Annotated in this window: 12 protein-coding genes; 10 read left to right on the top strand and 2 right to left on the bottom strand. The window is 50.5% G+C overall.

The features are described from left to right. The first annotated feature begins 162 nt into the window (after window positions 1-162). The 7 genes from araA to H8S75_RS20725 all read left to right on the top strand — a co-directional run bounded on the left by araA (window position 163) and on the right by H8S75_RS20725 (window position 17,778). Entirely contained in the window at window positions 163-1,656 is a 1,494-nt protein-coding gene (gene araA, locus H8S75_RS20755) for an L-arabinose isomerase (RefSeq protein ID WP_187023215.1), read from the top strand. 99 nt (window positions 1,657-1,755) lie between these two features. After that, window positions 1,756-3,318 (top strand): xylulokinase, encoded by a 1,563-nt coding sequence (locus H8S75_RS20750; protein WP_187023311.1) that lies wholly within the window; start codon window positions 1,756-1,758, stop codon window positions 3,316-3,318. Between the two features lie 59 nt (window positions 3,319-3,377). Beyond that, window positions 3,378-4,067 carry an L-ribulose-5-phosphate 4-epimerase gene (locus H8S75_RS20745; protein ID WP_187023214.1) on the top strand — a complete coding sequence of 230 codons (690 nt, stop codon included), beginning with the start codon at window positions 3,378-3,380 and terminating at the stop codon, window positions 4,065-4,067. Next, on the top strand, window positions 4,054-5,229 hold the full coding sequence (locus H8S75_RS20740) for a GntR family transcriptional regulator (RefSeq protein ID WP_187023213.1): 1,176 nt from the start codon (window positions 4,054-4,056) through the stop codon (window positions 5,227-5,229). Before H8S75_RS20745 ends, H8S75_RS20740 begins: the two co-directional genes overlap by 14 nt. Window positions 5,230-5,865: 636 nt before the next feature. Next, complete coding sequence (locus H8S75_RS20735; protein ID WP_187023212.1) at window positions 5,866-10,581, top strand: Ig-like domain-containing protein; 4,716 nt, start codon at window positions 5,866-5,868, stop codon at window positions 10,579-10,581. Between the two features lie 12 nt (window positions 10,582-10,593). Continuing rightward, entirely contained in the window at window positions 10,594-16,659 is a 6,066-nt protein-coding gene (locus tag H8S75_RS20730) for a polysaccharide lyase family 8 super-sandwich domain-containing protein (protein ID WP_187023211.1), read from the top strand. Window positions 16,660-16,743: 84 nt separating this feature from the next. Beyond that, a complete protein-coding gene (locus tag H8S75_RS20725) occupies window positions 16,744-17,778 on the top strand; it encodes a hypothetical protein (RefSeq protein ID WP_243270380.1) in 1,035 nt (344 codons plus the stop codon). A 62-nt stretch (window positions 17,779-17,840) separates the two neighbouring features. On the opposite strand, the gene H8S75_RS20720 is transcribed toward H8S75_RS20725, so the two are convergent. After that, the gene (locus tag H8S75_RS20720; RefSeq protein WP_243270379.1) at window positions 17,841-19,079 is read right to left on the bottom strand and encodes an MFS transporter; all 1,239 of its coding nucleotides are present in this window, start codon (window positions 19,077-19,079) and stop codon (window positions 17,841-17,843) included. Window positions 19,080-19,348: 269 nt separating this feature from the next. Between H8S75_RS20720 and H8S75_RS20715 the strand changes: the two genes are divergently transcribed. Further along, window positions 19,349-20,182, top strand: coding sequence for a helix-turn-helix domain-containing protein (locus H8S75_RS20715; protein ID WP_002601319.1), 834 nt, complete (start codon window positions 19,349-19,351; stop codon window positions 20,180-20,182). A 36-nt stretch (window positions 20,183-20,218) separates the two neighbouring features. On the opposite strand, the gene H8S75_RS20710 is transcribed toward H8S75_RS20715, so the two are convergent. Further along, a complete protein-coding gene (locus tag H8S75_RS20710; RefSeq protein WP_187023208.1) occupies window positions 20,219-21,589 on the bottom strand; it encodes an MATE family efflux transporter in 1,371 nt (456 codons plus the stop codon). A 629-nt stretch (window positions 21,590-22,218) separates the two neighbouring features. Here H8S75_RS20710 and aspS point away from each other — a divergent pair. Both aspS and gatC read left to right on the top strand, forming a co-directional pair. Further along, window positions 22,219-23,559 (top strand): aspartate--tRNA(Asn) ligase, encoded by a 1,341-nt coding sequence (gene aspS, locus H8S75_RS20705; RefSeq protein ID WP_187023207.1) that lies wholly within the window; start codon window positions 22,219-22,221, stop codon window positions 23,557-23,559. Window positions 23,560-23,576: 17 nt separating this feature from the next. After that, complete coding sequence (gene gatC, locus H8S75_RS20700; protein WP_187023206.1) at window positions 23,577-23,951, top strand: Asp-tRNA(Asn)/Glu-tRNA(Gln) amidotransferase subunit GatC; 375 nt, start codon at window positions 23,577-23,579, stop codon at window positions 23,949-23,951. The last annotated feature ends 8 nt before the right edge of the window (window positions 23,952-23,959 follow it).

The following is a 23,959-nucleotide window of genomic DNA, read 5'->3' as shown; positions in this document are numbered from 1 at the left end:
CTATTGCTCAGGCGGGGTGCTCGTTTCCCATGAAAAATAATATCATTGGGACAGAACTCCGATTTCACCAGTGCAATTATTATAAAAAAACAACTTGTTCACACTATGGTACAAGTGGTACTGTTGTAGTATAATAATATCAGTGATAAGGAGGATTTTTTTATGGAGAGGAAAGCATACAAGTTCTGGTTCGCAACGGGGTCACAGGATCTTTATGGAGATGAGTGTCTGAGAAAGGTGGCAGAGCATTCCAGAATCATTGTAGAGGGGCTTAACCGGTCGGGACTTCTGCCTTATGAAGTGATCTGGAAACCGACTCTGATCGACAATACATCGATCCGCGCATTGTTTCATGAGGCCAACAGTGACGGGGAATGCGCGGGTGTCATCACGTGGATGCATACGTTTTCACCGGCCAAGTCCTGGATTCTCGGCCTTCAGGAGTACAGAAAGCCTCTGCTTCATTTACATACGCAGTTTAATCAGGAGATTCCCTATGACACCATTGACATGGATTTCATGAATGAGAACCAGTCCGCTCACGGAGACCGGGAATTCGGCCACATGGTGACGAGAATGGGCATTGAGAGAAAGGTTATCGTCGGTTTCTGGGATGAGAGTTCGGTGCAGGCGGCGATCGGCTCCTGGATGAGAACCGCGGTGGGCATCATGGAGAGCAGCCATATCCGTGTCGTCCGCGTGGCTGACAATATGAGAAATGTAGCAGTAACCGAGGGCGATAAGGTGGAGGCCCAGATGAAGTTCGGCTGGGAGATCGACGCCTATCCGGTGAACGAGATTGCAGATTATGTAAACGACGTGGCAGCAGGCGATGTAAGCGCTCTGGTGGAAGAGTACTACGATAAGTACGATATTCTGTTAGAGGGAAGAGATGCCGGAGAGTTTAAGAATCACGTGGCCGTACAGGCACAGATCGAGCTGGGATTTGAGAAATTCCTGGTGGAAAAGGATTATCAGGCGATCGTGACTCATTTCGGAGACCTAGGTTCCTTAAAGCAGCTTCCGGGTCTGGCGATTCAGCGTCTGATGGAAAAAGGATACGGCTTCGGAGGCGAGGGCGACTGGAAGACTGCCGCCATGGTGCGTTTGATGAAGATCATGACAGCCGGTATGAAAGGCGCGAAGGGAACTTCCTTTATGGAAGACTACACGTATAACCTGGTTCCGGGAAAAGAAGGCATACTGCAGGCACATATGCTGGAGGTATGCCCGTCAATCGCGGACAGCAGGATCGCCATCAAGGTATGTCCGCTGTCCATGGGAGACAGGGAGGATCCGGCCCGCCTTGTATTTACCGCAAAGGAAGGAAAGGCAGTGGCCACATCTCTGGTGGACTTAGGCAGCCGGTTCCGCCTCATCATCAATACCGTGAACTGCAAAAAGGTGGAGAAACCGATGCCGAAGCTTCCGGTTGCCACCGCATTCTGGACTCCGGAACCGAACTTAAAGACCGGGGCCGAAGCCTGGATTCTGGCCGGCGGCGCACACCATACGGCATTTTCCTACGATCTGACTGCAGAGCAGATGGGCGACTGGGCCGCTTCCATGGGAATTGAAGCCGTCTACATCGACGAGGACACTACAATCCGCAGCCTTAAGAATGAATTGAGATGGAATTCTGCTGCTTATCGTTAAAGAGGGGGAAAGACTATGACTGATGGTTTAAATGATAAAAGGGACGCTCTCACGGGGGACGTATATCAAAGCATTTTAGACGGAAGAACGGCTCTGGGTATGGAGCTGGGGTCTACACGAATCAAGGCGGTTCTGGTCGATGAGCACCAGAAACCGATTGCTTCCGGAAGCCATGACTGGGAAAACCGGTACGTGGACAATATCTGGACATACACGTTAGAGGACATCTGGGAAGGCGTTCAGGACAGCTTTGCAAAGCTGGCGGAGGATGTAAAAGCACGCTACGGTGTGACGCTTACGACCGTCGGATCCATTGGCATTTCCGCCATGATGCACGGCTACATGGCTTTCGATAAGGCCGGAGAAATCCTGGTGCCGTTCCGTACCTGGAGAAATACCATGACGGAGGAGGCTTCGGAAAAGCTGACGGAGCTGTTCCAGTACCATATCCCGCAGAGATGGAGCATTGCCCATCTGTACCAGGCGATCCTGAAGAAAGAGGCGCATGTGCCGGAGATTGATTACCTGATCACACTGGAGGGGTATGTACACTGGAAACTGACCGGACGTAAGGTGCTGGGAATCGGCGACTGCGCCGGTATGTTCCCGATCGATACCGATAAGAAGGATTTTCATGAGAGAATGATCGCTCAGTTTGACGAGCTGACGGCCGGAGAGAATCTGCCGTGGAAGCTCCGTGACATTCTTCCTCAGGCGCTGACCGCGGGAGAGGAAGCCGGAGAACTGACAAAAGAGGGCGCGAAGCTTCTTGACCCGACCGGCGCCTTAAGACCCGGTATTCCGCTTTGTCCGCCGGAGGGGGACGCAGGAACCGGTATGGTGGCTACGGGCAGCGTGGCGAAGCGCACCGGTAATGTGTCTGCAGGCACCAGCGTGTTTGCCATGGTAGTTCTGGAAAAGGAACTGAAAAAGGTTCACGAGGAGCTGGATCTGGTGACAACGCCGGCCGGTGATCTGGTTGCTATGGTGCACTGCAACAACTGTACTTCTGATTTAAACGCATGGGTGAATTTGTTTGAAGAGTTTTCTGCGGCCATGGGGATGAAGGCGGACAGAAACCAGCTGTTTGAAACCTTATATAACCTGGCATTGGAAGGCGACCCGGACTGCGGCGGTCTTCTGGCTTACAACTATTTCTCGGGAGAGCACATCACTCATTTTGAAGAGGGACGTCCGGTGTTCGTGCGTCTGCCGGACAGCCGGTTCAATCTGGCGAACTTCATGCGCGTTCACTTATATACGGCATTAGGAGCGCTCCGTGTGGGCATGGATATCCTGTTTAAGGAAGAAGGCGTGAAGCTGGACAGTCTGCTGGGCCACGGCGGATTATTCAAGACGAAGGGCGTGGGACAGCGGATTATGGCGGCGGCGGCCGGCGTACCGGTGACCGTCATGGAAACTGCCGGAGAAGGCGGCGCATGGGGCGCGGCAATCCTGGCTTCCTATATGCGTTACAGAAAAGACGGAGGCAGCGCCTCTCTCGACAAGTACCTGGCAGAGAGCGTATTTGCCGGCGAAGAAGGCGTGGTAATGGAGCCGCAGGAAGCGGATGAGCGCGGCTTCGAGGTATTTATGGAACGGTACATAAGCGGCCTGCCGATTGAGCGCGCCGCAGTCGAGTGTCTGCCGGGGCGTGTCTGAAAAATCGTAACAGTTCAAATACGCTCTAAAACAAAAAATAGAAAAGAGGAAATGACACGATGCTGGAAGAATTAAAAAAAGAGGTCTATGAGGCCAACATGGAACTGCCAAGAAGAGGGCTTATCACCTATACATGGGGAAATGTCAGCGGAATTGACAGGGAAAAGGGACTGTTTGTTATCAAACCCAGCGGTGTGGATTACGATAAGTTAAAGCCGGAAGACATGGTGGTCATGGATTTAAATGGAAATAAGGTGGAGGGGGACTTAAATCCCTCCTCCGATACAGCCACTCACTTAGAGCTGTATAAGGCGTTTAAGGAAATCGGCGGGATCGTCCATACCCATTCTCCCATGGCTACGGCCTGGGCGCAGGCGGGCCGCGCGCTGCCGTGTTATGGGACGACTCATGCGGACTATTTCTACGGGGAGATTCCCTGTGCCAGGAATTTAACGCCGGAGGAGATCCAAGAAGGATATGAGAAGAACACCGGTATGGTGATTATCGAGACCTTCCGCGACAGAAATCCGGTTCACGTGCCGGCGGTTCTGTGCAAGAACCACGGACCCTTTACCTGGGGAAAAGACGCCGCGACCGCGGTCCATAATGCCGTGGTGCTGGAAGAGATTGCAAAGATGAATTTTGTGACTGAGATGTTAAACCGCGGTGTGGAACCCGCGCCGCAGTCCATGCAGGATAAGCATTTTATGCGCAAGCATGGACCAAACGCGTATTATGGACAGAAGTAACGGCAGCCCGTCAGGCCGGGAAGAGGGCGAGAGCGGGAAGACGAAATACTACGTGCTGATGGAGGAACTGAAGAGTGATATCATTGCCGGCCGGCTGAGGCCGGGGGATAAGCTTCCTTCGGAAAATGAACTTTCCGCCTCCCGCCATGTGAGCCGCCATACGGTGCGAAAGGCGCTGTCCATCCTGGCGCAGGAGGGATTTATAGAAGCGGAGCACGGCAGAGGGACCTTTGTCTCCAGAAAAATTAGAAGAGGGAAGTCCCCCTCGCTTTCGTTCGGCGGAATGGATAACAGGGGTTCGGGGAATATTGCGGTTATCACCACGTACCTGTCGGACTATATTTTCCCCAGGCTGATCCAGGGCATCGACAGCGTACTGACGGCGGAGGGATACAGCATTATCCTGAAAAATACCGGCAACAGCCGCGTGAAGGAAAGCCGCTGTCTCGAGGAAATCCTGGAGAAAGATATCGACGGTCTGATCGTGGAACCCAGCAAGAGCGAGATTCTCTGCGCCAATATGGCATTGTATGAAAAACTTGATTTTTACCAGATTCCCTATGTCTTCATACAGGGATACTATGCGCAGATGAAAAATAAGCCGCACATCCTGATGGATGACTGTATGGGCGGTTATCTGGTGACAAACTATCTGATCGAATTGGGACACCGGCGGATTCTGGGGATCTTCAAGGCGGACGACAGCCAGGGAAGGGAGCGCCACAAGGGGTATGTGAAGGCGCTTTTTGAGGCCGGTTATCCCTACGATCCCGATATGGTGATCTGGTTCCATACGGAGGACCGGGCGGTGAAGGCGGCGAAGGTGCTGGAACTGATGCTGGAGAGCGGAGCCGCCATGGACGGCATCGTCTGCTATAACGATCAGATTGCGCTGGAGGTTTTAAAGGCGCTTCAAAAGAAGAAAATACGTGTTCCGGAGGACATCTCCGTAACGGGATACGACAATTCATTTATTGCAGAAAACGGGGCGGTGAAGCTTACAACCATCGCCCATCCGCAGGAAAAGCTGGGCGCTATGGCGGCAGAGCTGCTGCTGGAAAAGATAAAGGGCGTGCCGGATGAGGAAAGCCGGGTGGAACGGATCCTGAAGCCGGAGCTGATCGTGAGAGAGTCCTGCATGGAGAGAGGAAAAGGAGAGTAGTTCCGATGGTATCCCGCGTCCGTCGGGCTTTCTGCTCACCACGAAGATGACCGGGAGTGTCGAACACAGAATGCATGTGATCGGCGCTCCCGGTTATTTTGACTGTTCATATCCGGGTGACGGTGATTTCTATGCGAAAAAGGGGCAAAAAAATAAAAAAAGTACAAGAATATGGTAATATTACATTTTTAAAAAGGCAGAATATTAAAATTTTAATATAATTCAGCAAATTATTTATTTTTGCCAGTTTTTCCCAATGCTATACTTTCCATATATCCTATCATTTACTGCCTTCTGGAATGCAGAAGCAGGTTTCGTTACTGCCGATAATACTAATTATGTCAAGTATTATCGGTATTTTTGTGTTGAAATATCGCATCTGTCTATTGGCGTTCTGACTATTCAGCCTCTTTTATCAAAAGAAATTTTTTCTTCTATGCGTGCGGAAGCCGCTATTCCCCAATACTGAAAAATTAAGTCCACCATAATTAGTATTATACTTTCAAAATCAAAAACTGGTATGACCAGTATAAGATAATTCAAGCGTAAGGAGGTTAAAAAATGAAAAAAAGAAGATAAACGGAGTTTGATTGATTCGAAAAAGAGGCGAAAAAAAAGCAAGGGGGAAATATTGTTATGCAAAAAACAAGTAAACGTTTCAAACGAAAAGCCGCGGGCATGATGGCGGCAGTCATGATGATGAGCGCGCTGCCTGTTAATATGGTTGGATTTGCTGATACCTCAGTGAACAGCCGGGACAGATATGCTGCAAATGACCGTACCGCGACAGATTCCAATGCCAGCCTTTCTACCGCATCCAATGCGTTAAAGATGCAGACGGAGGGGACGACCTATTACGTGGATGCCAGAGACGGTAACGACACGGCAGACGGAAAGACAGAGGATACCGCCTGGAAATCCTTTGACCGGGTAAATTCCAAAACCTTTCTTCCTGGAGATAAAATTCTCCTGAAGTCAGATTGTATCTGGAACCAGCCGCTGAATCCAAAAGGAAGCGGCCAGGAAGGCGCTCCCATCACCATTGACAGGTACGGCGAAGGAAGCCGCCCTGTAATTAATGGAAACGGCACCTCTGGCCCGTCGATTACCGGAGCCGTCACCATTTATAACGAAGAGTACTGGGAAATCTACAATCTGGAAGTAACGAACCTGGAGAGTACCGATGAGATGGGGGAGGCCATGGACAGCGGTACCAGCGAACGCGCCGGTATCCTGATCTATTCCTCCAATCAGAAAGAGATTTATAAGCACATTGTGGTTAAGAATTGTTATGTCCACGATGTAAACTCAAATTTTAAGGGAGGAAAAACCTCCGGCGGTATTATCGTCATGGGACACTATCTCGATAAGGACGGTAACCGGGTTACTATTGACGACAACGGCAATCTGACCCCGAAGGCTATGGGACGCGCGGCCTTCGAGGATGTCCTGATTGAAGGCAACTATGTGAAAAATGTGGCAATTGAAGGTATCCGGAACAAGTGCAACACGGATATCGGAAGCAGCGGCTGGGGAAAGAATGAATTCCTCAAAAACTATTCCAACGTGACCATACGAAACAACTATCTGGAAGATGTGGTCGGCGACGGTATTGTACTGACGGAGACGAAAGGCGGTCTGGTGGAAGGAAACATGATTAATTCCTCCTGCGGCCTGGATCGGGGAACTGTAAACTATGCTCAGTGCTGGACCATGTTTGCGGACGACGTAATCGTGCAGTACAACGAGGCATACGGCAATAAGTATGGCTACGATGACGGAGAAGCCTTTGATTCCGACATGATGAACGTGGACAACATATTCCAGTATAACTTAAGCCACGACTGCGGCGGCGGCGCCATGCTGTTCATGTCCAGCCAGAAAAACACCATTTTCCGTTATAATGTCAGCATCAATGACGGAACTGGTACGTATCCGAACGGAAGCAGGATGCAGCAGCAGACCTTCCATTATGACAACACCAGCTCGGCAGGGCCGAATGTGGGGAAAATCTACAATAACACAATTGTTCTATTCGGAGAAGGAAAACAGACCTCTCTGTTTGGCGGTAAGAGCAAGAGAACCTGCTTTGTGGACTTTAGGAACAACATCGTGCTGGCAAAAGACGGCGCTGCTATTGACTTTGCGGTTTTGGAACAGGGATCTGCAATTCATGAAGACAGTGTGATTGAAAACAACTGCTTCTATCCGGATACCATTGCCAACACAAACGCGGGCAGCGTCCTGGACAAAGACAGCCTGATCGCAAAAGGCAATATTTTCGCGGATCCGATGTTGAAAGACTATAAGGCGGGAGAAACGTATTCCTCGTATCAGTATCCTTTAGAGGATCTGGAAGACCTGATCGATTCTGACTTTACGAAAGAGAGAATTCAGGGGCTGGCAGAGCCGTACCAGCTGACAGATGGTTCTCCCTGTATTTTAGCAGGCCAGAGAATAGAAGGTATGCCGACAGAGGATATCATGGGCAATACCATTGCCGGCCGCGTAGACATCGGAGCGCTGGAATACTCAAGCCAGGATGAAGAAGCGGAAGAGGTAGAGGAAGTCAATCTGGTCACAACACTGGGCGTTGTGCCGGAACTGCCCGGGACGTTAAAAGTTGTTCTGGACGGAACCGCGTATCAGTATCCGGTAGAATGGGAGGAGCTGACAAAAGAAGACTGTATGGAGGCGGGCGTCATCGAACTTCCAGGCGTACTTCCCGGACTGTCGAACCAGGTGACAGCGACTATTGTCGTGGCAGATGCACCGGAAAGCTATGAAAGCGTGGACGTTACGACATTTGCAGGCATTTATCCGGAACTCCCGGACAAGGTGAATGCTGTATTCGCCGGCGGACTTACCATGGAGCTGGAGGTTGTATGGGATAAATTAACTCTGGAGCAGTATTCGCGCGAAGGGGAATTTACCGTAGAAGGCCGTGTGTCCGGATTAAAGGAAAAGTGTGCGGCGACAGTCAGGGTAATTGGTGATCTTGGTGACGGAAAGACCGTAAAAGAAACCGGGGCGGCCAAGGACGCATTTACGCAGGAAAAGGATGGCGACGCAGCTTACGGAAAGCTTACTCCGAATGTGATAAAGGTTAAGACGGCCAGCAGTGATCCGGCGTATACGCGAAGAGGTCTGCTCGGATTTGACTTGACAAATGAAAGTGAGATGTTGAAGTCAGCAACAAACATCACCATAAAGCTTCAGATGACCAGACCGGTCAGCGACAGCGACTATAAAAATATCAACAACCATTTTTATTTGAAGGTCTATGAAATCGGGGACGAGTGGCAGGAAGAGACTGTGACATGGAATACGACTCCTGCATTTTCCGCTGATAATCTGGTGATAAAAGACAAAAAAATCGTTTATAAAGACATCAGGGACAATCACGAAAATATAGTAGAGCTGGATGTGACGGATTGGGTGAAGAAAGCCTACGCTGAAAATGGCCAGACAAAATTTTCCTTCCTCATGCTGACCGATTATTTCGGAGAGTATGCAAATGGCGACAACGGAGGGATTGACTTTGCTTCCAGGGAAGCGTCCGGAATGATGGAGCCGACGATTGTTTTGAGCAATGTATATGAGATGAAGGTAGATGCTGTATCCGTATCGACATCTGCAGGAAAGAAGCCGGTCCTTCCGGAGACGGTTACCGTTACATATTCCAATGAGGAAACAAAGAGCGTGTCCGTAGAATGGAATTCAATCAACCCTGCAAATTATCAGACAGAAGGAACCTTTGTCGTATACGGAAAAGCAGAAGGCATCAATCTGCCCATTACGTGTACCGTCAATGTTATGGAAGCGCTGCACAAGGTGGTGGCTGTAAAGGATATTCCAGGAATTATTCAGCTGGTGGGAACACCGTGGGAGGAACTGGGACTTCCGGAAATGGCAACCGTGCTGCTGGATAACGGACAGGAGGCGGAGGTCGGTATCCAGTACTGGTTCCCGGACAATGCCTACGATCCGGAAAAGGAATTTTCTTATACCTGTATCGGTTATCTGGATCTGGCAAATCATGATTCCATCGAGAATCCGGAACAGAAGTTTGCAGCCGTATCAGTCAGCATCATTGAGCCGGAAGATAAGAATGCACTTCTCGTCCTCTATACGGAAGCGGCTGGACTGATTAACAGCGGTGAGGTGGGACAGCTGACAGAAACAGCAAAGAACCGCTTTATGAAGGCATTTAATAAAGCAGCTGAAGTTCTGGTAAATACAAAGGCCACGGAATTGGAAGTACATACGGCATATACAGAGCTGATGGAAGCAATCTGGAATATGGACTCGGAAGAGAACCAGAAGGCGGATACAGATGCACTTCGTGATCTCGTCCTCATTGCGGAGTCGAAAAAGAAGAAAGATTATACCGAGGAAACGTACGATGCAATGAGAGAGGCATTATCTGAGGCAAAAGCAGTCTTAAGGGATAAGACGCTGACAAAGGCAGACCAGCCGATCGTAGATCAGGCATATGAGAACCTGAAGGAGGCCGTTGACGCTCTTGTATTAAGCGGAAAAACAGATCCGGTTACAAAGGTGATGACTGGAATTAAGATTACGGCGCTTCCATCGAAAACAGAATATAAAGTGGGAGAACGTTTCAGCTCATCTGGCCTGATCGTAGCGGCCGTGTACAGTGACGGAAGTACGAAGACGGTAAGCGGATATGAGATCGGAGATGTGAATACCGGAACAGCCGGAACGAAGGATGTCGTGGTTACCTATCGAATCGCAGTCAACGATGCGATTAAAGTATTCACAGATACTTTCCAGATCACGGTGGTGAAGAGATCGTCCTCAGGAGGCAGCTCGGGAAGCAGCTCAGGAGGTGGTTCCAGCTCTGTGAGAGTGAACCGGACGGCTGTCAATGTGAGCGGTGAGTGGCAGGCAGCAGAAAATAATACCTGGAGATTCCAGAAGAGTGATGGTAGCTACGCGAAGAACGAGTGGGCCAGAATAAACGACAAATGGTACCATTTTGACGGCAGCGGCTATATGCAGACGGGCTGGATTCTGGATGGAGACAAGTGGTATAAATTAGGCAGTGATGGTTCCATGCACACGGGATGGGTAAAAGAGGAAGCCGATGGCCAGTGGTACTATTTAAATGAATCCGGAGTGATGATGACTGGCTGGACCATGGTAAACGGTACGTGGTATTACTTAAATCCGGTTACGCAGGGCAATACCGGATGGCAGAATACAGAAGACGGGAAGTGGAATCGCGGCAGTGCGGAAAGCGGAAGCCGTTCCATGGGAGCTCTCTATACCGGAACTACAACACCTGATGGCTGCCAGGTAGACGAAAACGGAGCCTGGATTCAGTAGGGGGAAATCTATATGAAATTAAAATGGAAAAAACTGTGCGCAGCGGCGCTGGCAGTGACCATGGCTATGGGGAATTTGACATATGGGGCCCCATTGGCGAATGGAAGAGCCTCTATGGATGAGAGCGGGACAGAGGAGCTGCTGAAAGACGGCCTTGTCATGCACTCCACCTTCGATGAGGGCAGCGTTACAGCAGGTCAGATCACGGATGTTACAGGAAACGGAAACAATGGAACCGTGATCGGAGCACCCGCATATGTGAAGGGAATTCGCGGAAATGCTATCTCATTGAACAATGGAGAATCTGCGGGAAAGGGGAATACGAAGGCCGAACAGTACGTAAATTACGGCCGTGCGAAGGACTTGATGTTCGGTACCTCTGATTATTCCCTGTCCTTCTGGATGAAGACAGAGAACCATGGACAGAACAACGGAACCATACTTTCCAATAAAAATTACTTAAGCGGCAGCAACGTAGGCTGGGCATTTGGAAATTACAATAACAGCAGCGATACGGATGTGCGCATGAACTTTTCCGGAATATCCGGAAAGCGGATCGAGATCAAGAAGATATCCGCGAATGATGACCAGTGGCATCACGTAGTCGGTACGTTTGACCGTGATGGAAGCATGACTGTTTACATGGATGGGGAGAAGTATTCCTCCAGCTCCATGGCGGAACACAGTGGAAAAACTGTGGATACGGAGCTTGATTTTATCCTGGGAGGTGACGGCAGAGGCTGTTATGGCATGAGCGGCTGCCTGGTGGATGAGCTTCGGGTTTATAACAAGGTGCTTGCGGATACAACCGTAAAAACCATCTATGAGGCAGAAGGGGCTTCGGCCATCGTTGACCAGATGGCGGAGCAGCTGTCTGTGATAAAACCCGGCTCTGAATACCCACAGGATAGAATTGATTCTATGGCAGAAGAGATAAGGCAAACGAAGAGTGCTCTGGAGGGAATGACAACGGCTGCAGCTATGGCTGCAGTCAGAGCACTGAAAGAGAGGTACAATCAGTTTCTGGAAGGCAGCAAGCCTCTGGCCAGCTTTCAGGTCGTGTCGGATGTCCATATAAAATCAGATGACCTCACGGAAACAAACGCAGTCAATATGATTGCGGGGCTGAAGGATATCAGGACCATGGATCCGGACACGCTTGGCATCATGAATCTGGGAGACTTTACCCAGAGCGGCACGAAGGCCCAGTATGACGCGATGTACAGGATAATGGATCAGTATTCTCCTGTTTCGGACGATAAGATCATGATCACATTGGGAAATCACGATGTGAGAGGGACCAGCTCCGCAGACTGGAATAAGGACGAGACCGTGATCAGCAAGTACTGGCCGACGGCAAAGGCACTTTACCTGGAGCGAAATTCCAGATATATGCCGGATACGGACGGAAAGGTGTATTTTGACCGCTGGCTGAGCGGATATCATTTTATCGCCATTAATACAGAAAACGGCATCAAGGATGCGATGTATTTATCTGACGATCAGCTGGAATGGCTGGAAAAAACGCTGGCGGAAAACGCCAGTCCTGACAAACCGATTTTTGTGCTGGGGCATAATGCATTAAAGGATACTCATTGGAGAAGCAATATTTTAAATGACTTCGGCAATCAGGATAAAAGGGTAAAGGAGATATTCTCGAAATACCCTCAGGTAATCTATCTGTCAGGCCATATACATAACGGGTTTGGAGTCGTGGAAGCCATTGACCGCGGATTCGGTACCATGATTGATCTCCCCTCGTATAATGATTCTGAGAATGGGGTGAAGGAAACCGGAACCGGCTATCACGTGAAGATATACGATGACAGTATTGTGTTCAAGGCAAGAAACTTTAAGACCTCAGCCTGGATGCCGGAATATGATATCACGGTAACCCTGCCGAATCTTCCGGCAGTGTATAAAAATGCAAAAGAGCGGAATGCGGCTGATTATACGGCGGCTTCTTATCAAAAACTGGAAACCCTTATGAAAGAAGCGGAAGCCCTTTTTGCAATACAGTATGATCAGAGTGATTTGACGTATGAAAAGGTGGGGCCGCCCTCTGAGAGCCTATTTACGGAGCCGGTCAGAAAGCGAATCAACGAACTGGCTGCGGAGATGGCCACTGCGATCGCAGAACTGGAATCCAGTGAATCAGCCGTAACGGCGATTCAGGATGTGTATCTGCAGGGCGGAACAGATGCCGGTAAAGTGAGTACGTCATTCAGCAACTACGATGCGGCGAAGCTGCGGGTAAAGTATTCGGACGGCAATCAGAGCTATACCCGGAAAACACTGCTGAAATTTGATTTGTCATCGGCTGCCGGTGACACAAAGGAGGCAGAGCTGGTCCTCCAGCTGACCGGAGGCATCAGCAATTCCAATCCTGCGAAAGACTTTACGGAGGCTCTCGTACAACAAATCGGCAGCCAGTGGACCGGAGCCGCCGTCACATGGAATACAATTCCGGAAAAAACAGCGGAAAAAGCGGCAGGCGTTATTGCAAAAGCGAATATATCCGGTGAACTGGTGACGGTTGATGTCAGTGAAGCGGTGACAGACGCTCTGGCAAAGGGAGAAACGGAAATATCCTTTGAGATCAGCTGCCCGACAGAGGCCAATGACAACATGATTGATTTCTACTCTACGAGAGCAGAAGGAAAGCAGGCGCCAAGGCTTGTCACACGCACCTCAAAAACGGACAAGCCAGTAGATCCGGAGTTTGTGGAATTGAGAGAAAAATGGCTGAATAACCTGTTAGGCGGCACCCTGGATACTGGAAATCAGGCTGTGGTGACGTACATAACAGGTCTGGATGAGAAGGCCGGAGAGTACTGGAGCTCCATGATTAAGAGCGATGACGCTTCCAGAACCAATCTCTGGAGCGACCTCGATATGAGCTATATAGCAGGGACGGGCGCAAAAGCAAAGGTGCATTCCGGAAATGTGGCTCAGACATTCTATCGCCTGAAGGACATGGCGATCGCGTGGGCGACGGAAGGCTGCGCGCTGTATCAAAACGATGAACTGAAAGAAGAGCTGATCCGGGCTCTCGACTTTATGAATGAAAACCATTACAGCAGCAGTGACGATAAGACCCCGTTCTTTGGAAACTGGTGGCACTGGGAGATTGGCGGGCCGATTGCCTTTATGGATACGGCGTTGATTCTTTACGATGATCTTACCCTGAAGCAGATCACGGGCTATGCGGCGGCAGTCAACCGGTTTACCAATGTATGTGACAAGCCGTCGGGATATCCCGGATCACCGGCGATGACGGGGGCCAACCTGATCGATAAAGGTATGGTAGTGGCTCAGGCAGGGCTTCTGACGGATAACGGAAGCAAACTGGAGCATGTAAAGAATGCGTACAAGACCGTGTTTGAGTATGTGACTTCGGGAGACGGCTTCTACAAAGACGGTTCCTTTATTCAACATCAGGCGCTGGCCTATATGGGCGGATACGGTTCGCAGCTGTATGAAAAGCTGAGTATCCTTTTCAGCGTATTTGCCGGATCGGAGTACGAGCTGACTTATGACGACGAAGCGGAGCAGCTCATCTTCGATATGGTATTTGATGGAATTGAACCGTTTATTTACAATGGATTGTGTATGGACATGATTTCCGGAAGAGATATAACGAGAAATACGTCCAATGACAGGCTGAGAGGGGCTAAAATCCTGGATGCAATGATGCTGATCGGGGATGCGATGCCAAAAGAGCAGCAGGAGCGCTTTAACAGCATGATCAAATATTATGTCGGCATTGACGAGGCGTATTATTATAGCCAGAGCAGCCATATCGCGTCCTTGATGAAGGCGAATCAGATCATGAATGACGGTTCCATTGAGCCGAGAAGCGAATACGTGCTTCATAAGCTGTTTGCCAGCATGGATAAGCTGGTGCATATAAGGCCGGATTACGGTTTTGCACTGTCGATGCACTCAGACAGAACATATGGACATGAACTGATCAATGATGAAGGAAAACGCACCTGGAACATTTCAGACGGCATGACCTACCTTTATAACGGGGATCAGGATCAATACGGAACCGGTTACTGGGCTACGGTGGATCCGAAGCGTCTGGCAGGAACAACGACAGAGTACGTCACGCGTCCAGACGGAGCAGGAGACCGCACCAGGAATATCTACAGCTGGGTTGGCGGCTCCAGCCTGGGAGATTACGGAACGGCCGGAATGCATTATAAAACACTGGGAAACAGTGGAAGCACAAGAAACGGTACGGATGCGAAAAAGTCCTGGTTCCTGTTTGACGATGAGATCGTTGCAGTCGGAAGCGGAATTACCTCTTCCACAGGAAATTATGTGGAAACAGTGATTGAAAACAGGAAATTAAAGGAAGATGGAAGCAACCAGGTCTTAATCGACGGTGAAGAACGATCGATCAGAGACGACGGTGCTGAAAGCGCAGGAAAAGGAACAAAAATACCGGAGGCATCGTGGATCTATCTGGAAGGAAATACCGATCATTCCGACATTGGTTATTACTTCCCTGGAAAAGCCGATATCATGGCTTTAAAAGAGAAGAGAACCGGCAACTGGAACACCCAGGGAACCACGGAAGGCGAAGAGACAAACCAGTTTGCGGCATTTTGGTTTGAGCACGGAAAGAAACCAACCGATGCGGATTACTCTTATGTCATTCTGCCGGGCAAGGATGCGCAAGAAACGGAAAATTATGCTGCCAATCCTGATATTGAAGTCCTGGAATGCAGCGGGGACGCTCATGCAGTAAGAGAAAACTCACTGGGATTGACCGCTGTGAATTTCTGGAACAGCAAGGGAAAGACGGTGGAAGGGATCACCTCAAGCAAGGCCGCTTCTGTGACCATGCAGGTAAGCGATGGAGTGGTGTCGGTAGGCGTGTCAGACCCGACACAGGAAAATAACGGAACCATCGAAGTCTCAATCCCATACGCCGGAGGAGAGATTGTAGAAAAGGCCGCTAACGTAGAGGTGATTCAGAAGACACCATTTATTAAGATGTCCGTAAAAACCGCAGGAACGACGGGAAAGACGAGCGAAGTGACTTTAAAAATCGCTGAATCGGATAAGCCTGAGCTTGTCGGGCTTGCCGAAGAGTTTGACAGAATTAAGGTGGCGCCTGGAACAAAATTTGCCGGGATAGCGCTTCCGGAGACCGTTAAGGCCTATGACAACGCGGGAAATACCCATATGCTGGGAATTACCTGGGAGAGAGGCGATTATCAAAAGGACGTTTACGGTGTGTATGCACTGACCGGAATCTTACAGCTGACAGAGGGGCTTTTTAACACCGCAGGAATTACCGCATCGGTAGAGGTACAGGTGGGAGATGAAGCGGCGGCCGCGATGGATGACGTCTACGTTCAGGGCGGAACCGATGGAGATAAGAATTTCAGCGGCTCCTCCAGCCTGATTGTAAAATACGATACGGGCGCTCAGAGTTATACGAGAAAGTCCTTAATGAAGTTTGATCTGGAACATGTGCCCGGGGACGCGGAACATATTTATTTGTCATATGAATTAACTGGCATGCCAAGCGTTGATTTCGAGCTGCTTCATATCTACCGGGTGGAGAATGACTGGGAGGGAGCGACAGTAACCTTTAACAGCTTCCCGGAAAGAGTCGATGCAGAACCTGCTGCAGTTATGACAAAAAGCATGGCGTCGGAAAGTCTGGTCCAACAGCTTGATGTGACCAAAGCTGTGCGTGATGCGATCCGTGAAGGGGAACGGGAAATATCCTTTGAGATCAGTATACCGACAGCTGCTTCAAACAATTATGTAGGAATCCACTCCTCCAGAACTGCAAAGGAGGGGGCGGTAAAACCGGCATTAACGTGGAAATCAGAGTATGAGCCGGAAAAAATAGTGAAAAAGAATCTCAGCTTCATCGTGAATCTGGCAAAGGAGATTCAAACAAGCGAGTTCAGTCATGTAGATGAAGCCAGATTAAAACAGCTTATCGCTGACGCAGAGCGCATACTTGCCGATGCAGATGCTTCTATGGAAGAAATTCACGAAATAGAGAGACTTTTGACACAGGAAATGGTAAAATACAGAAAGAATTAAGAGAGTTATGGCGGGTATGGGCTGAAAACAGCTCATACCCGAATGTGACGGCAGAAATGAGGAGCGGAGGAGATCATGAGGCGAATGGCGTTTCGATTAAAACTTGAGAAGCTTTCCTACCCCAATGCGTTGATGTGCATTTTATTGGGGCTTTTGATGACGGGAATGGTGGCATCGGGAATCTGGCTGTATAAAAAGGCGGATAAGCCTGTTATGCGGATTGGAAACTATGCGATCACCCGGGAACATCTGGCGCTGTACCAGGATGATCTCCGGGCAAAGGTCAGCTCCTATTTCTACCAGACCTATCAGCAGGACCCCAACGAAAAGGGATTCTGGGACAGCACGATTGGGGGGGAGACACCTTCCCAGGTTCTGCGGACAGAGGCGGTCAATGCGCTGTTTACGGATACGGTGGAGCGGATTGAGGCAGCCAGGTACGAAATCGAAGTGGACATCACTCTGGATGACATAAAAAAATCCCTGGACAGAGAAAATAAGAGGAGAGCGGAACCTGGACAGACTGCCTATGGGCCGGAAACATACGGTCTGATGGAATACATATCCAGGACGCAGATGGAAGTAAGGGATGCCCTGAAGGAAAAACTCCTGGAGACCAGGCTGAAGCCAACGAAAGAACAGCTTCAGGAGTTATATGAGCAGGCGGACGCCGCTTATTTGGATAAGGGCTGTAAAGCCAGGGTTGGTATCTATATGTATTATGGCATGAAGGTCGGGGAGTATCCTGAAGAATTACAGTCAGTATGGGCCTTTGTGAAGGAGGAACTGGAGAATGGGACGCCCCCGGAGCTGATTACAGAGGCGGCCGGCCAAAGATTTTCGACACCGATTGAATATGAAGAGGTGGAATATGATTCGAACCAGCTGCCGCGCGATAATGAAGAGCTGGCCTGGCTTGCGGAGCAGACCCGCGGCATGTCAGCGGGACAGTACAGCGATTGTCTGGATTACGGAGCTTCCCAGGGAATTTTGAAGGTGCTGGATAAAACAGACTATGGAAAAGCCAGCTTTGAGGAGGCCGAGACTCTTCTCACCAATCTGTGGATCAATGAAAATTATCCGAGATATCTGGATCAGTGCATGGATGCATACCGATAGGAAAAAGGCAGCCGCTAAAGAATATTCTGAAGCGGCTGCCTTTTTCTGCAGCGGGCAAATGTTTATTTTAACCGTCTCATGTATCTCACGCACAGCATAATCAACACTCCGGACAATGCGAAAATCATCTGCATCCCGGACACTTTAAATCCCCCGACTGAAAACTCCGGAAGGATCTTTAACAGGGACGCGCCAAGCAGCGTGGCGAAGAATCCGCATAAGCCCGCGTAGGAGGAGTTGGCGCTGACGTACGTGACCCGCTTGTCGGCCGGGGCGTACTGGTACTGAAGGCTGAAAACCGCGATGGCGATTCCGCCCCACGCGGCCCCGGAGAGAGCCTGGAGTATGGGCTGTAAAATCAGGCAGGTGGCCGGTGTCATAAACAGCCACGACGTATGTACAAGGCCCAGCAGGAGCATGGAGCAGCGCGCCGCGTGAAGCCAGGAGGTGGCGTCTGCCAGACGTCCCCAGAAACAGGCCGCCACGACACGGACGGAGGAAGCGATCAGCCCCAGGAAGGTGATATAGGTATAATCCAGCGAGAGGCCGGTAACCATGTACACGCTGAAAAATGGTCCGGCTACCTGCAGGGCCAGGTTCCAGAACATGTAAAGGCCGATGACCTTCCGGTACTCCCTGTCGAGGAGCGGGTCGATGACAGCGGCCTTTAAGCTGCGCCGGTGAGTCTCCTGCACCGGTTCCCGGATTGAGGAAAGGCACCAGAAATCCGTGAAGGCGGTGGAAAGTACAATAAGTCCGATGATATAATACCCCAGCAGGTCCTGATGCGCGCCTCTCATCCAGTCCAGAATACGGCCGCAGAGCAGGCTGAGTACCGTGGTAAATGCAAAGGCGAACGCGTCCTTCCGCCCCAGATAGGTTCCGCGGATGTTTTCCGGAACCAGGGAGAGAAGCCAGCTGCCCGTACCGGTGCCGATAAACGCGCCGAAGAAATGGGCGACTACATAGATGGCCACGACCGCCGCCAGGCGGCCCGCATTATCTTCGACCAACAGAGGCACAAAAAAGACAGAGGAGAGCAGAAGCCTGTGGATCAGCGCGAAGCAGGCGATTAAAAATTTCTTCTGTCTTAAATTTTCCAGGACGACGGAAGAAAACATCTGCAGGGTGCATAAGAGCACCGGAATAGAACCGATGATTCCGTTTAAAGAATCGTCAGCGCCGAGATAGCCTGCGTAGCCGGACAGAAACGCTCCCGTTGTCAGGGTGACGACGCCGTTGGCGCAGCAGCCTTCGGCAATAAACAGCTTCCGGCCCCTGGAATAATCCGTTTCCGTCATGACAGCATCCCCGAAATAGGCCTGGGACACCATCTGCTTAATTTGTAGAACTGTAACCATAAGCCAATATTTGCGGCTGAAATGCCGCTATCCTCTTTTCATTTATAAAATTTTCTGGTATTCTTGTGTTGGTAAGGCGGGAAATTGACCGGTTTTTTCCGCGTTTATAAGAATTCTTATCTTTCTCTATCTTGCCAGTTTCCGTGGCATTATACAAGAGGAGAAAGGAGAGAATAACTGGAGGATTCCGACTATCGGAAAAGAGAAGGATGGAACATTTTCTGCATTTAAAGGCACTTTTGCCGGTACAGGCGTTAAATGCCGGCTATCTGGTGACAAAGGGACGGGGACGCCATGTGGAGCGTACCATGGATACATTTGAGATTATTTACGTCAATTCGGGGACTCTGGGGATATTCGAGGAGGACGTGGAGTACGATGTGGAAAAAGGGGAGGCGCTCATCCTGTTTCCGGGACGCCATCATGGGGGAACCAGGGATTTTGACGAGGACCTTACTTTTTACTGGCTCCATTTTACCATAGAGGAAGAGGCTCTCCGCATGGGCAGCGATATTATGGCCCTTCCGCAGCTGATACGTCTGGCGAAGCCGGAGGCTTTTGAGGAGCTGTTCCGGCGGTTTATCCGGAGGCAGAACGTATGCCGCGATGATAAGACATTTTTGAATCTGGTGCTTCTGGAGCTGCTGTGTGAGCTTTCCGACTCCCTCTCTCCGCTGGAGGTCAGCGGGCAGAAGGTTTATCTGGCCAACCAGGCGGCGCGGTATATCAGGGAGCACTGGAAAGAGCCGCTGTCCGCCTCGTTTCTCGCCGACAGGCTGGAATGCAGCCCGGATCATCTGGGCCGGGTCTATCACGCCGTGTACGGCAGAAACTTAACCGATGCCATCCACGAGGCCAGAATCAACCGAGCCTGCCGCCTGTTGATTGAAACGAGTTTGACGGGCAGTGAGATCGCCTACGAGTGCGGATACACGGATGTCGATTATTTCCGCCGGCTGTTCAAAAAATACATGGGAATCACGGCCAAAGAGTACCGGCAGGCGTACTGCCTGGTGCTGCCGGAGGATCGTGAGGGGAAATAAAAAGGCTGGCAGATGCGCCAGCCTTTTGCTGTATCTTTACAACAACTGAATCTTCTTCTGATAGATCCTGCGGAATAAAAGGGTCGTAAGTACGACGGATATGATTTCCGCCAGCGGGAATGCGTACCAGACCGCGTGAAGGCCGAACACCGAAGCGAAGAGCCAGGCGGCGGGAAGTATGCATACCAGCTGCCTGGCGGCTGAGGTGATCAGGCTGTAGACGCCGTTGCCGAGTGCCTGGAATACGGAGCCGATCACGATGCAGTACCCTGCGAACAGGAAGCTTAAGCTGATGATGCGGAGAGCCGGAACGCCGATTCCCATCATATGCTCCGAAGCGTCAAACAGATACAGAAGCTGCTCCGGGAAAATCTGGAATATGGCAAGCCCGGCCAGCATGATGGCGACCGCCGCAGTCACGCTGGAGCGGATGGTCTTCATGATACGGTCTTTCCGCGCGGCGCCGTAGTTGTAGGCGACGATCGGCACCATCGCGTTATTTAAGCCGAATACAGGCATGAAGATGAAGCTCTGAAGCTTGAAATAGATTCCGAATACGGATACCGCTGTCTCAGAGAAGAGCAGCAGGATCTTATTGACACCGAAGGTCATGACCGAGCTTATGGACTGCATGATGATGGAAGGCAGCCCAACCCTGTAGATTTCAGCGATAATCGCTGTGTCCGGACGGAAACGGCGCATATTCAGATTCACGTCGCTGTTTTTCCTGATGTTGAAATAGAGCAGCAGGAGCATGGCGATAATCTGGCCGATTACCGTAGCTACCGCGGCGCCCAGAATCCCCATTCGGGGAAATCCGAACAGCCCGAAGATGAGAATCGGGTCCAGAATGATGTTGATGATGGCTCCAAGTCCCTGCGTAATCATATTATAGATTGTCCGCCCGGTGGACTGCATGATCCGCTCCAGCGCAATCTCTAAAAAGATCCCAAAGGAAAAGATGGAGCAGACGGATAAGTAAATGGTCCCCTGTTCAATGATCTCCGGGTTCGAGGTCTGAACCGTAAAATACGTCCTGGCAAAAAAGAGGCCGAAGACAGCGAACAGCAGATAGCTTAAAAAGAACACAAAGATCCCATTAACGGCCGCCAGGTTGGCGGTTTCCTGGTTCTTTTCTCCCAGAGAGCGGGACAGAAGCGCATTGACGCCGACTCCGGTGCCGACGGACACCGCGATAATTAAGTTCTGCACCGGAAATGCCAGCGATACGGCCGCCAGCGCGGTCTCTCCGATCTGAGCCACAAAGATGCTGTCGACGATGTTGTATAAGGCCTGAACAAGCATGGAAAGTATCATGGGCAGAGACATGGAGAACAGCAGGCGGTTGACGGGCATGACACCCATTTTGTTTTCAGCCGGCGCCTCAGAGATGGTAATATTTGACATGTAAAACCCCCCTATCTTACGTAGTAAACGTGCAGATAATTGTAACCTTTTCGACAATAAAAGTCAACAAGCCCCGATTCTTTTGTGAAAAATAGGTATTGCAAAGAGAAAACCGGTGTGCTATCATAAATGAAATTCATCGTAGTGAAGTGGTGAATTGTTTATAAGACCAAAGGCTGAGAAAGAGACTCTGACTTAAGAAACTTGACAGGAAGAGGGCGTCACCGACTGAGAGCGCCGTCATGAGGGACTGAGTTAAGGGAACACTCCGGAGCCGACATCCCGAAGCGGCCGGAAGCATTCCGGTGTCAGGAGTAGGTATGTCCGTGACACGCGTTAAGTGAAAGAGTGGAGATAGCAAGCAAAGTATCTCAATGCGGGTGGTACCGCGGGATCTTATCATAGAGAGCCCCGTCCCGGAATATGTAACTGTATTCCGGGGCGGGGCTCTTTCTTTTCGCGAAGGCAAATAGTTACAGCACGGAGCTGGCGGCCGCAGGTATTGGAACAATGCCCGCGACCTTCGAATGCGAAGCATTTGAAAGGTTCCTGCGTACTCGTCAGCCAGGTTGAAAAAACCCCTCTCCCGGAATCCAACCATTAGCAACTATGGTAAGGAGAGTGCAGACATGGAATTTATCAAAGGTATCCAAAAGAAAGAAACAACAGAACTGGCCGATTTACTCACCGGTGCTTACACCGGAAAGACCGTATCCGTAAGCGGGGCGGTCCACACCATACGCGACATGGGAGAATTGAGCTTTATCATTTTGAGAAAAGCAGAAGGCTTAATCCAGTGTGTCCGCGAGCGGTCCCCGGAGGGCGCGGAGCCGCCGTCCGCCGATGACTTAAAAGAAGAATCTACCGTCATCGTCACCGGCGCCGTGTCGCCGGAGCCGCGTGCTCCCCACGGCCTGGAAATCCGCGTGTCGGAGATTCGGGTTCTCTCGGTTCCGGCCGAGGTTCTTCCCATCGCCGTCAGCAAGTGGAAGCTGAACACTTCCCTGGAGACGAAGCTTGCCCTTCGCCCCATCACGCTGAGAAACCCCATGGAACGGGCGAAATTCCGCATTCAGGAAGGCATCGTCAGAGGCTTCCGGGATTTCCTTCATTCCCAGCATTTTACGGAAATCCGCACGCCGAAGATCGTGGCCCGCGGCGCAGAAGGCGGCTCCAATGTGTTCCGGCTGGATTACTTTAACAAGAAGGCAGAGCTGGGACAGAGCCCGCAGTTTTACAAGCAGACCATGGTCGGTGTCTATGACCGGGTATTCGAGGCGGCTCCGGTGTTCCGAGCCGAGAAGCACAACACCACCCGTCATTTAAACGAGTACACCAGTTTAGATTTTGAGATGGGGTATATCGACGGCTTTGAAGATGTGATGGCCATGGAAACTGCCATGCTTCAATACGTAATGAAGCTTCTTTCTGAGGAATATGAGAAGGAGCTCCTGATGTTAAATGTTACACTTCCGGACGTATCAAAGATTCCCGCTGTAACCTTTAAACGGGCCAAGGAACTCGTTTCAGAGAAATACAGCCGTCCGATCCGCAACCCCTACGATTTAGAGCCGGAGGAAGAGAATCTGATCGGCCGGTATTTTAAAGAGGAGTTCGGCAGCGATTTTGTATTCGTCACACATTACCCGTCAAAGAAGCGGCCGTTTTACGCCATGGACGATCCCCAGGATCCGAAGTATACGCTGAGCTTCGACCTGCTGTTCCGTGGTCTGGAGATCACCACAGGAGGCCAGAGAATCCACGATTACGATGCCATCATAAAGAAGATGGAAGCGAGGGGCATGGACCCGGAGGAGCTGGCATCCTACCTGATGATATTCAAATACGGTATGCCGCCTCACGGAGGTCTCGGAATCGGTCTGGAGAGACTGACCATGCGGTTGTTAAACGAGCAGAATGTCCGTGAGACGACCATGTTTCCGCGCGACGTGACCAGACTGGAGCCATAGAAACGGAGGAAAGAACCATGGCAGATATAACAGAAAAGACTTCAAAAGCCGGCCCCATTCACGTTCGTCCAGCGGTTAGTGATGAGATGATCGAATACGTGGGAATTCTGGCAAAGCTTGAGCTGTCCGGGGCCGAAAAAGAGGAAGCCAAAAGGGACATGGAGCGCATGCTTGCCTATATCGACAAGCTGAACGAGCTGGATACAGAGGGCGTAGAACCCATGACTCACCGATTCCCCCTGACCAATGTATTCCGGGAGGATATACCGGGAGAAGAAAGCCTTCCTCATCCTGGTTTGGCGGAGCGCCAGCTCATCAACAGGGAATCCATCCTGAAAAATGCACCAGAGCAGAAAAACGGTGCGTTTAAGGTTCCTAAAACAGTGGAATAAGGAGGAGA

It is taken from the genome of Hungatella hominis, assembly GCF_014288005.1.
Classification (GTDB): Bacteria; Bacillota; Clostridia; order Lachnospirales; family Lachnospiraceae; genus Hungatella; species Hungatella effluvii.
Note: the sequence above shows the minus strand (reverse complement) of the source record. Positions and strands in the feature narration are given on the sequence as shown.

Bases quoted from the DNA above. Each gene is read 5' to 3' on its own strand.
- araA (WP_187023215.1), top strand. From the start codon at position 163: ATGGAGAGGAAAGCATACAAGTTCTGGTTCGCAACGGGGTCACAGGAT.
- H8S75_RS20750 (WP_187023311.1), top strand. From the start codon at position 1,756: ATGGAGCTGGGGTCTACACGAATCAAGGCGGTTCTGGTCGATGAGCAC.
- H8S75_RS20745 (WP_187023214.1), top strand. From the start codon at position 3,378: ATGCTGGAAGAATTAAAAAAAGAGGTCTATGAGGCCAACATGGAACTG.
- H8S75_RS20740 (WP_187023213.1), top strand. From the start codon at position 4,054: ATGGACAGAAGTAACGGCAGCCCGTCAGGCCGGGAAGAGGGCGAGAGC.
- H8S75_RS20735 (WP_187023212.1), top strand. From the start codon at position 5,866: ATGCAAAAAACAAGTAAACGTTTCAAACGAAAAGCCGCGGGCATGATG.
- H8S75_RS20730 (WP_187023211.1), top strand. From the start codon at position 10,594: ATGAAATTAAAATGGAAAAAACTGTGCGCAGCGGCGCTGGCAGTGACC.
- H8S75_RS20725 (WP_243270380.1), top strand. From the start codon at position 16,744: ATGGCGTTTCGATTAAAACTTGAGAAGCTTTCCTACCCCAATGCGTTG.
- H8S75_RS20720 (WP_243270379.1), bottom strand. From the start codon at position 19,079: ATGACGGAAACGGATTATTCCAGGGGCCGGAAGCTGTTTATTGCCGAA.
- H8S75_RS20715 (WP_002601319.1), top strand. From the start codon at position 19,349: ATGGAACATTTTCTGCATTTAAAGGCACTTTTGCCGGTACAGGCGTTA.
- H8S75_RS20710 (WP_187023208.1), bottom strand. From the start codon at position 21,589: ATGTCAAATATTACCATCTCTGAGGCGCCGGCTGAAAACAAAATGGGT.
- aspS (WP_187023207.1), top strand. From the start codon at position 22,219: ATGGAATTTATCAAAGGTATCCAAAAGAAAGAAACAACAGAACTGGCC.
- gatC (WP_187023206.1), top strand. From the start codon at position 23,577: ATGGCAGATATAACAGAAAAGACTTCAAAAGCCGGCCCCATTCACGTT.